This is a genomic window from Bdellovibrionales bacterium (genome assembly GCA_019750295.1).
Taxonomy (GTDB): domain Bacteria; phylum Bdellovibrionota; class Bdellovibrionia; order Bdellovibrionales; family JAGQZY01; genus JAIEOS01.
Window position 1 is genome coordinate 1 of sequence record JAIEOS010000096.1, and the last position, 9,383, is coordinate 9,383.

9 protein-coding genes are annotated in these 9,383 nt (G+C 48.0%); 2 read left to right on the forward strand and 7 right to left on the reverse strand.

What is annotated here, in order from left to right; genetic code table 11:
* Positions 1 to 716, reverse strand: a 716-nt coding sequence (locus K2Q26_13450) for a polyprenyl synthetase family protein (GenBank protein ID MBY0316523.1), incomplete at its 3' end; no start/stop codon positions are given.
* Positions 717 to 840: 124 nt separating this feature from the next.
* On the opposite strand from K2Q26_13450, the gene K2Q26_13455 reads away from it, so the two are divergent.
* Positions 841 to 1,245, forward strand: a complete 405-nt coding sequence (locus K2Q26_13455) for an acyl-CoA thioesterase (protein ID MBY0316524.1) — start codon at positions 841 to 843, stop codon at positions 1,243 to 1,245.
* Here the strand turns inward: K2Q26_13455 and pdeM are convergent.
* The 5 genes from pdeM to K2Q26_13480 form a co-directional block, all read right to left on the reverse strand.
* The gene (gene pdeM / locus K2Q26_13460) at positions 1,226 to 1,873 is read right to left on the reverse strand and encodes a ligase-associated DNA damage response endonuclease PdeM (protein MBY0316525.1); all 648 of its coding nucleotides are present in this window, start codon (positions 1,871 to 1,873) and stop codon (positions 1,226 to 1,228) included. The two genes, K2Q26_13455 and pdeM, sit on opposite strands and share 20 nt — an antisense overlap.
* Complete coding sequence (locus K2Q26_13465; protein MBY0316526.1) at positions 1,874 to 4,423, reverse strand: ligase-associated DNA damage response DEXH box helicase; 2,550 nt, start codon at positions 4,421 to 4,423, stop codon at positions 1,874 to 1,876.
* Positions 4,423 to 6,066 (reverse strand): ATP-dependent DNA ligase, encoded by a 1,644-nt coding sequence (locus K2Q26_13470; protein ID MBY0316527.1) that lies wholly within the window; start codon positions 6,064 to 6,066, stop codon positions 4,423 to 4,425. The genes K2Q26_13465 and K2Q26_13470 overlap by 1 nt, the downstream gene beginning before the upstream one ends.
* Entirely contained in the window at positions 6,063 to 7,067 is a 1,005-nt protein-coding gene (locus K2Q26_13475) for a ligase-associated DNA damage response exonuclease (protein ID MBY0316528.1), read from the reverse strand. Before K2Q26_13475 ends, K2Q26_13470 begins: the two co-directional genes overlap by 4 nt.
* 108 nt (positions 7,068 to 7,175) lie before the next feature.
* Positions 7,176 to 7,718, reverse strand: a complete 543-nt coding sequence (locus K2Q26_13480) for a hypothetical protein (protein MBY0316529.1) — start codon at positions 7,716 to 7,718, stop codon at positions 7,176 to 7,178.
* A gap of 136 nt (positions 7,719 to 7,854) precedes the next feature.
* Here K2Q26_13480 and K2Q26_13485 point away from each other — a divergent pair, with 136 nt between their 5' ends.
* Positions 7,855 to 8,169 carry a hypothetical protein gene (locus K2Q26_13485; GenBank protein ID MBY0316530.1) on the forward strand — a complete coding sequence of 105 codons (315 nt, stop codon included), beginning with the start codon at positions 7,855 to 7,857 and terminating at the stop codon, positions 8,167 to 8,169.
* Between the two features lie 40 nt (positions 8,170 to 8,209).
* Here K2Q26_13485 and K2Q26_13490 read toward each other — a convergent pair whose 3' ends face one another.
* A complete protein-coding gene (locus tag K2Q26_13490; protein ID MBY0316531.1) occupies positions 8,210 to 9,250 on the reverse strand; it encodes a lytic transglycosylase domain-containing protein in 1,041 nt (346 codons plus the stop codon).
* Positions 9,251 to 9,383 lie beyond the last annotated feature (133 nt).

The window sequence follows — 9,383 nt, forward strand, 5'->3', positions numbered from 1 at the left end:
TCGTTGAGGTCGGCAAATAAGAAAGCCGCGAAGGAATTCAGATATCCCGCCTTAAGGTCGCCCATCACCGCTTTCTTTTCGAAGTTACGAATATCAAAATCTAAAAGATCGTCGCTGCGCTGAAGTAACAGTCCTAAAATGTTTCCCGCTTCGTCGAGCTGATTCATCACAGAAGAGTCGGTTTTTCCTGTGGCAACGTAGGGCGCTTTGAGACACCATTTAAACAGCGACGAGGTTTTGAGATTATGAACGCGATCGATCTCCTGAGGCATCATCATCGGATTCTTGACGATCGAATCTTGAAGCCATTCTCCTTCGAGAAGATCCGAGATCGACTGGGCTGTCAGCTGAACTAACTCGATGTTTCCGAACTTTGACAAGTTCACCATCACGCGAGCGAGCAAGTAATCTCCGGCCAGCACCGCGTACTCCGGAGTATATTTAAGCCAAGCGGAAGTTTTCCCGCGTCGAAGGGGCGAGTGATCAATCAAATCGTCATGGAGTAAAGACGAGTTGTGAATAAACTCGATCGTCTGACACAAAAGTTGAATTGTTTTTTCGGGTGCGCCGATGGCCTCGGCCACCGTCTGCGTGAGTTTTGCGCGAAATCCTTTACCACCCGCAAATAGATCATCGTAAAGCGCGCTGAGCTTTGGCAAGTAAGTTGGGAAGTCAGATTCAGAGTAAATTTTTAGATCCATCGCTTGCCGAATGATATATCAAACGCCTCTGTGAATAACAAACGTCGCTCGCGATTTCTAAGGAGAGGTGCAATTTTTACTCGATGCGTTGGTGAGTGTATCGATAGCTTCGCTTGCAGGATGAAGGTATTTATCAGATATGAGCTACAAATCAAAAATCACCGTGCGATTTCGACATACTGATCTTGTCGGGATATCTTACTTTAACGAGGTTTTTAACTTCTTCCATGATGCCTACGAAGACTTTATCGATCAGCGAGTCATGTCTAAGCACAAGTGGTTCAATAACAAGGATTGGGGAGTACCTCTTAAAAAAGTGGAGGCCGAATACCTCCGACCTCTTTTGCCCTTTGAAGAGTACGACGTAGAAATTGAAGTGAAGGCCGTTGGCCTCTCCTCTTTCAGCTTAGAAACGTTATTTCTCAAAGAGGGTGCTCTCTGCGCTAAAACGCAAACCGTGCATGTGTTTGTGAGCCACTCGACGCGCAAATCTGTAGAGATCCCTGCAGACGTGGCCGAAATTCTTAAAAATCAATCTCTGTGACTCGCGAGTCGGTGATCGCAAAGTAGCGATGGGATTTGTCGATACGAAAACTCTGGCCGCCCGCCAGGCTGGAGTAGGCGGGAAGATATCCTAAGTCTTCTGTCATCACGAAAGCGGGAAGATACAATCGCTCTGATGCGCGCTGAAGAGTGATCTTTGGGTGGATATGACCGCACCAAACAAATAGACCTGGTTCCTTCACGGGCTCGTGACGAAAAACAAAATCACCGTGGGAGAATTCCTCTTTAAGCTCGACAAAGTTCCAAGCCTCAGGCCACTTTTTTACGAGATCCTGATCATGGTTACCGATCACAATGGAGACTCGTCCTTTAAAATTCTGTTTCCATTCGACAAATTCATTGATCACTTCCTTTGTCACTCCTTGGTCCGTATGAATGAAGTCTCCGAGGAATAGGACATGTTCGATTCCGTAATATTTTATGATTGGTAATAGCTGAGAGAGATCTTGCTTGTGGGCCTGGGGCGGAAGCCAAAGTCCACTTTGCAAAAATGTTTGCGCTTTACCCAGATGTAAATCGGCCACGACCAAGAGATTCTGAGAGCGCCAAATGAGGAGTTTGGCGGGATGCAAAGTGAACGTCTCTCCGCGGACGGTGAAGTCTTGCATTTATCCCTCCACGATCTGGCGCTGAAATCGCGCGATTCTATGCTCTAAAGTTTCTGTGGAGACTCTCGAACGAATTCTCTCGATAAAAAGTGGAAATGAAAACGGCGAAAGTCGCGTCAGTGATTTCACCACGATCTTGCTCTCCCTAAATCCGTTCATTTCCTCGAGAAGACGCGGAAGGTGGAGCTGCTGGGATTGAACTTCGCGACGAGCCTGTTTGAGCAATAAATGATCGGGCTCGTACTTTTCGAAAACATCATAAAGGAGCGACGAACTCATCTGTAAATTGCGCTGAGTCTTTTGTCGCCCGCCGACGGAACTTTGAACAAGGCCCGAAACGCGTGCAACTTCTCGAAACGCTCTTTTTGAGAGCTCGTGGTAGTTGAGTGAGGCTTCGATATCTTCCATCAGGTTTTCGGAGGATGAAAGTAGGCCTTGGAGCACCTCAATACTCGGAAGCGGTTCCAAGGCCAAGAGCTCAAAGCCGTAATCGTTAGCGGCGACAGATATAGTATTGGGTGAGACGCGTGCCATTCGATAGGCCATCAAGTGACCGAGGCCCTCATGAACCAGTCGTCCGGCCCAAGGATACATAAAAAGATGGTAGCCCTCTCTCGATTTTAAAAGCTCCACTAAATTTTCATCACTTCGAGGAATGTGCGAGATATTTTTTTGCTGAAGAGCTACAGGCCAGAACCTCTTCAGCTCCGGTGCAGAAAGGCTCTGCGGAGACTCGGCCCTCGCCAGTTGATCGACGCTTTCACGCAGATATTGAGAGAGCAGTGAGCTGATCGGCAATACACTTCCGGTCCAAATGGTGCTCACGTTGGATTTCTTTTTAGCAAGTCGCACCAACAATGTGGTGTCGCGCAATTGAATAAACTCCAGATCTTTTCCACCAAACTGAAAAACATCGCCCTTTTGTAATCGCGAAACGAAAGACTCGCCAATGGTTCCTAAAGTTTTTCCTGTGGCAAAGCGCACGCGAATTCCATCGTCCGAGACTATTGTTCCAATGTTCATTCGGTGAGTGCGCGCACTCTTTGCATCCGTAAATACATAACGCCCTTGAACCTCCATCAATTTTTTAAATTGAGGATAAGCCACAAGGGATTTTCCACCTCGGGTCAGGAATTGAAGAGCCCACTGTATTTCTTCGTCGGTGATATCTTTAAATGAGACTGTGGAATCTAAAATCTGGCGAACCTCAGCCACCGAGAATCCCTGATTAAAAGCATTGTTTAACAAGAACTGGACAAAGACATCTATCGGTTTCTGCAAGATGTGTTTGGACTCAAAAAGATTTTCTGCTTTCGCTTTCTTTAAAGCGTGAGCTTCGATAATTTCGAACAACGACGTCGGACAAACGATAAGCTCCGAGGCCTTACCCGGTTGGTGATGACCACGACCGGCCCTTTGAACCGCACGAGCCAATGATTTTACGGCGCCGATCTGAAATATTTTTTTGACTTGCGGAAAGTCCACGCCGAGTTCCAACGACGAAGTGGCCACGATCACTTTCAACTGGCCCGACTTCACACCGGCTTCGACGGCGGCTCGTTCCTCGAGCGCAAGAGAGCCGTGATGGAGAGCGAGTTTTTCTCTCCACTCAGGTCTTTTGCTCAGAATCTCTCGATGCCAGGCTTCGGCCTGCCCTCGTGTATTTGTAAATAGAATTTGTGAGTTTTTCGGATCTATGGCCCCTAAAACTTCGTCTATTAAAAGCAAGCCGGCGTAACCGAACCAGGGAGCAGGTCCCATTTCGCGAGGGACTAAGACGTCAATATTCACTGTGCGCGAGTTGGCATCCGTGATGATCTTAGGATCGGTGTCCCCGGTGATGACCTGAGCCGCCTCTTTAAGATTACCTAGTGTGGCGGAGAGCGCGGTGACTCGCAATTGGGGAGCATGGAATTTTAAGGAAGCTAATGTGAGTTCGAGGAGACTGCCGCGCTTGGTGCCCACGAGTTCGTGCCATTCGTCGACGATCACCGAAAACACATCGCGAAATTTCTGCGAAGTCTCTGAACCAGTGAGAAGGATCGCTAACGACTCTGGAGTGGTCACTAATATTTCGGGAATATTTTTGCTCTGTTCTTTTCGCTCCGAGGTGGAAGAGTCTCCCGTGCGAACCGCCACCTGAAATGGAAGATTTAGACCTTTAAGTGCGACATCGATTGCATGAGCAATATCGCGAGCGAGCGCTTTCAGGGGAGTGAGATAAATGATCTTGTAGGTGTTTTGAGGAAGCGGCGTGCTCATCAGGTGAAGGAGCGGTCCGCCCAACGCCGCGTAAGTTTTTCCGCTTCCCGTAGGAACTGCAATTAAAATAGATTTGTTGCGGGAGAACGCCGCCCAAGCCTGTTCTTGGAACGGAAAGGCCGTCCAACCTTGACGATGAAACCACTGGGACCATTGGCTAGAGGCGGCTTCGTGGGCGATGGATTTATAGATTTGCCGGCGACTTTTGTTCGACGATGTCACTTTGGCGTCATTTTGATCCCGAATAATTTTTTTAATTTGTCGAGAGACGCGAGACTGAGGAATCATCACACGCCTCTTTCTTGAAGAACTTCGAGAAGCTTTTCCATGTCTTCCACGCGGTCGGCGGCGTCAGGCTTTTTGTCGGTGCGCTCACGCAATATTCGCGGGAAGCGCACGGCAAATCCCGATTTGTGACGTGAGCTTTTGGCGAGTCCCTCAAATCCGATCTCGTACACTTTTTCGTTTTTGAGCGCGCGCACGGGACCAAAGCGCTCCACCGTGTTTTTACGAATCCACTGATCGAGTTCGCGAATCTCTGCATCCGTGAGGCCAGAGTAAGCTTTGGCAATAGGGACAAGTTGATCTCCCTTCCAAATGGAAAAGGTATAATCCGTATAGAGCGAGGCGCGTCGACCCGTGCCGGGTTGGGCTGAGGTTAATACCGCATCCACCGTCAGAGGATCGAGCTTCCATTTAAACCACACTCCTCGCTTCCGACCGGTTTCGTAAATCGAGTCTTTATGTTTTAACATCAAGCCTTCGGCTCCTCTCAATCGAGCTTCGCTTCGCTGAACTTCCAAATCCTCCCAACCGCTGGCGTTTAACTTATTAGAAATTCCATAGCGATCGGACTTGGGCCAATGAGTTATTTTATGCTCAAGTAAACCAAGTCGCTCGTGAAGTGATAGAGACGTAAGATCTCGTTTGTCCTCTATTAAAAAATCGTAAATGATGAAAGACACCGGGTTGTCTTTGAGAAACTGCGACGGTGGTTTTTTGCGGTTGAGGCGTTTTTGTAATTCTTGAAAGAGAGCGGGGGTATGCCAAGGACCGGCCACGATTTCGCCGTCAAGGATCCAGTCTCCCTGCATTTGAGAAAAGATATCGGCGAGATCGGGGAACGCGTGAGTGATACGCTCTTCGCCTCTAGACCATATTTCAACACGGTCGCCGAATTTCACAATTTGTGAACGAATACCATCCCACTTCCACTCGGCGATCCAATCGGAGACGGCACCCAGCTCTCTCGGGTGAACCTCCAGGGGTGCTGCCAAGCAAAAAGGTTTAGGCAGCACCTCACGGGACTCATCATTTTCAGCATTTGGGTCCGGAGGTAACGATAAGTTTTTAAAAAATTCTTCACTGGGTTTCCAGTCTCCCAATAAACGCGAGGCGATCACCGAACGTGGAAGTTTAAAAATATTTTCTAGCGCTCGGTACACCAGCGTCTCCGAAACACCGACGCGTAGCGCTCCTGTCATGAATTTATTTACAATAAAAATTTCGTGAGGCTGAAGCTCGCGCCACCATTGAACGACGGTCTCCCGTTGAGTGTTTTCATCCAATTTGATCAACGGCATGATGAATTCCGTCATCCAATGGGACAGCGATAGCTCCCTAAGGGGATGAGCGGAGTTTGAGTCCTTGGAAAAGTCTCCCATAATCAAAGACACCATTTCTGCCGTGTCGCCGACAGCAGAATAGCAATCTTCTAAAAGCCATTCCGGAAGATCGATAACTTCGTTGAGCCAGATTCGAAGCTTTCGGGAGCTGATGTGCTTCTTAGGTCTTCTTCCGGTTAAAAGGTAAAGAGCCCACGCCGCGTTGTCGGCCGATTGTTCCGAAAAAAATCTTTCCATCAGATGCACTTTTTCATTGGTGGAGTTGGTTTGATCGATGCGCTGAAAGAGTTCCGCGAAGGCCTTCATGTCTCATCCTCTTGTCCGTATTGAGTCTTCAAGGGTTGAGCATGAATTCCTTTTGTTTCTCGCAGGTAACGAGCGAGGATTTCGCTACTGCCGTGAGTGACGAGGACACGTTCGGCTTTGGATTGCTCCACCGTCAGCAAGAGACTCTTCCAATCGGCGTGATCCGAAAGAACAAATCCTTTCTCGTAAGAACGGCCGCGTCGTACTCCACGCACAGCCATCCAACCTGAGGCAAAGCCTGTGGAGACGGATTTAAACCGCTTCATCCAAACACTGCGATGAGCTGATGGCGGGGCTAAGACAAGTTTGCCGCTCAAATCTCCTTCGAAATCAGTGACGGGTATGGTGGGAAGCATTTTGACTCCCGCATTTCGATAGATTTCCGTCAGTGTGACCACGGCGCCGTGGAGAAGAACCTCTTCGTCCGTCCATCGATGGAGTTCTGCCAAAATGCGCTGAGCTTTGCCCAATGAATAGCAAAATAAAACCGCGGTATTTCCTTCACTTTTATTCCATTGCCACCATTCGTAAACCTCGCGCATCGTAAATTCAATTGGAGCCCAATTATAAATGGGGAGAGCGAAGGTCGCCTCGGTGATGAGAGCTTTGCAAGGAACCACTTCAAAATCGGCGCAGGTGGGATCATCGTCACGTTTATAATCGCCGGTCATCACCCAAACATTTGAGGGATTGTGAGCGTCTTCGATACGCACCTGAGCGGACCCCAAGATATGCCCTGCGGGATGGAACGAAATCCAAGTGTCATTGAGCTTAACCCGCTCACCATAGGCAAATGATCGGAGTTTTGCATCGGGACCGAGCCGATGCTTTAAAATGGGAACACTTTCGTGGGTGCACCAGTACTCACGACTCCCCAATCTTGCGTGATCACCGTGAGCATGAGTCACCAAATTGATGTCGGCTTTGGACCAAGCATCCACATGAAATGCATCCTCCGGTCCAACTAAGCCATGAGATTTGAGAGTGAGAAGATCCTTCATACTGTCGCAATATTTCAAGATCTATTCCAGGAGTACAAGAATAAAAAGCATGTAGAGGCTAAAAGCGAGAGGCTAATAGCCTATCTGGGGTAAAATAACCCTTCGGCTCTAGTAAAAACGGCGAACACCTAAAGTGATCTCAACGCCATTGAGATCGTCTGCAGGCTCGTCACGATTGACATCAAACGCGAAATCAAATCCCGTTTGGATAAAAAAGCTCGAGATCGTCTCACCCTCATTTTCGCCAATGATGACATCAGCTCCAAACTGCACAGGAATTGTGGACCAACCTCCATCGGAGTGAATTGTTTTATCCGTGAAGTTGTAGCCGGCCCCGATACGGGTGTAACCGGAGATCACTTCCTTGTAGAGTGGTCGGCGCAGTTCAACGAGGAGGCGCACAGGGAGCACATTGTATTCGTTATTAGTGACTGCTTGCTGGAAAGTGGTCCTTTGACTATTCACATTGAGGACTAAAGATCCCAGCACATCTTCACCCCATAACCATGGAGTTTTAACGTCGAAACTAAAATTAGATTCAACAGCAGACTTAGCTCCAAAGCCAACACCCCAAGCCCACGACTTCACGTCACTCGCTTGGGCGGATAAAGTGAATAAAAGAAGAGGCAGCATTAGAAACCGAATTTTCATAGGTACTCCTTAAATAGTTGGGTAATCTTATCAAATTATTCCCCCCTCGCTAGAGAAATATTTTCAGTGCGTCGGAAAGCCTTCCGGTGTTTCTTCGCGTCAGTGCTATACGAGCGACCACAACAAAGGAGAACTTATGAAAATGTTAACGACGCTATTAGCGCTTTTACTTTCGACATCAGCCCTCGCGGCCCCGGAGCAGTTTTGCAAAATTTCTTACAAAACGTATTCCGACAACAAAACTTCCGATATTATCTTTTACTATGAACTTAGCATTCCTAAATTTGAAAATGGCAAGTGGAGTGAGACCATTACTTATCAATTAGATTGCGAAGATGCCGATAAAAAACAGAAGATGTTAGAAAAAATTCGTAAAGAATGCCAGTCGGTCAATGCCGGAGACATTTCAATTCCTGCGGAGTCATTTACCTTCACAGCGGCTTGTGGGTAGTCCAATGAGCGTCACTTGATTTTTCGGTGGCGCTTTTTAATTAAAGGCGTTTACTCGTGCCAATCGACTGACTGTACTGGCTCACGAGCTTTTGCGATCCTTTGGGGATCTTGATCGTGTGGCTGGGCACGGTGGGCGGGATAAAGCCATGAATTAAATCGGGGTTGAGTTCCTTGAGGTAGTTCGGACTCACGCCCAAAAACGTGGCGAGATTGTAAAGGTCGGTTCCGCCAGGAACTCTCGCCATTTCGAATTCAAAAGGCACTTGATAATCGATTCCGCGAAACCCGTAGAGTCCAGGAGCTTTAGCAATAAGGGTGGCGGCGATAATTTTGGGAACATAGTCCATGGTTTCCCGAGGAAGAACTGCCAACTGAGTAAAGTCCCAAAAGTTATTAGTGTTGTGTTTTTTAATCAGATTTACGATCCGCTGCTCACCGCAGTTGTAACTTGCGGCCACGAGATACCAAGAGCCGAACATATTAAACAAATCTTTTTTATACTTAATGGCCGCCTCGGTGCTGCGGACAAAGTTTCTGCGCTCATCGAGCCACCAATTGACTTTTAAACCGTAGCGCTCGGCGGTGGGTTTTATAAATTGCCAAATGCCGACGGCGGCGGCTGGGCTTTGTGCGCCGGGGGAGAATCCGCTCTCGATCATTGCGGTATAAATGATATCTTTAGGGAGGCCGGCTCTGGATAACTCTCGCTGCATGTAGGGGACGTAACGAGAGGAGCGCTCAAGCCATCGTTTAAAATCTTTGCGTCCCGCCGTTTGAAAGTGACGAATCCAAAACTGCACACGCTCGTTATAGGTGATCGGAATATCAAAAATGGGAGAGGTGGCCGAATTTGCCAATTCGTTTTTCATCTCTAATTGCACTTCGGGCGACGGCGCCTGAACCGCTACGGAAGCCGCGCTCACAGGTCGCGAAGCCACGGTGGCGTCGGTCTCTTGCAATTCTTTCTTAAGGTCCATCTTTTGAGTGATGGGAGGGATGGCTGGAAGTTCTGCACGAGAGTTAGCCACAGACACACTCAAAAATGTCGAAACGACGATGAAAACAACTGTTTTGAACATAGAATTACTATGTCAGAGATTTGTCTCTGCGTCAGAGGGACGTCGATCCATCGAGAATAAAATTGACGAAGGTCTGTAAACGAAATGTGTCATCTCCACTTAAACGTGCATTAAAAAGTGGGATGCTTAAATT

What these genes read in the sequence shown, in the direction of transcription:
- pdeM (MBY0316525.1), bottom strand. Translation starts at nt 1,873, where the DNA reads ATGCAAGACTTCACCGTCCGCGGAGAGACGTTCACTTTGCATCCCGCC.
- K2Q26_13465 (MBY0316526.1), bottom strand. Translation starts at nt 4,423, where the DNA reads ATGATTCCTCAGTCTCGCGTCTCTCGACAAATTAAAAAAATTATTCGG.
- K2Q26_13475 (MBY0316528.1), bottom strand. Translation starts at nt 7,067, where the DNA reads ATGAAGGATCTTCTCACTCTCAAATCTCATGGCTTAGTTGGACCGGAG.
- K2Q26_13470 (MBY0316527.1), bottom strand. Translation starts at nt 6,066, where the DNA reads ATGAAGGCCTTCGCGGAACTCTTTCAGCGCATCGATCAAACCAACTCC.
- K2Q26_13490 (MBY0316531.1), bottom strand. Translation starts at nt 9,250, where the DNA reads ATGTTCAAAACAGTTGTTTTCATCGTCGTTTCGACATTTTTGAGTGTG.
- K2Q26_13485 (MBY0316530.1), top strand. Translation starts at nt 7,855, where the DNA reads ATGAAAATGTTAACGACGCTATTAGCGCTTTTACTTTCGACATCAGCC.
- K2Q26_13455 (MBY0316524.1), top strand. Translation starts at nt 841, where the DNA reads ATGAGCTACAAATCAAAAATCACCGTGCGATTTCGACATACTGATCTT.
- K2Q26_13480 (MBY0316529.1), bottom strand. Translation starts at nt 7,718, where the DNA reads ATGAAAATTCGGTTTCTAATGCTGCCTCTTCTTTTATTCACTTTATCC.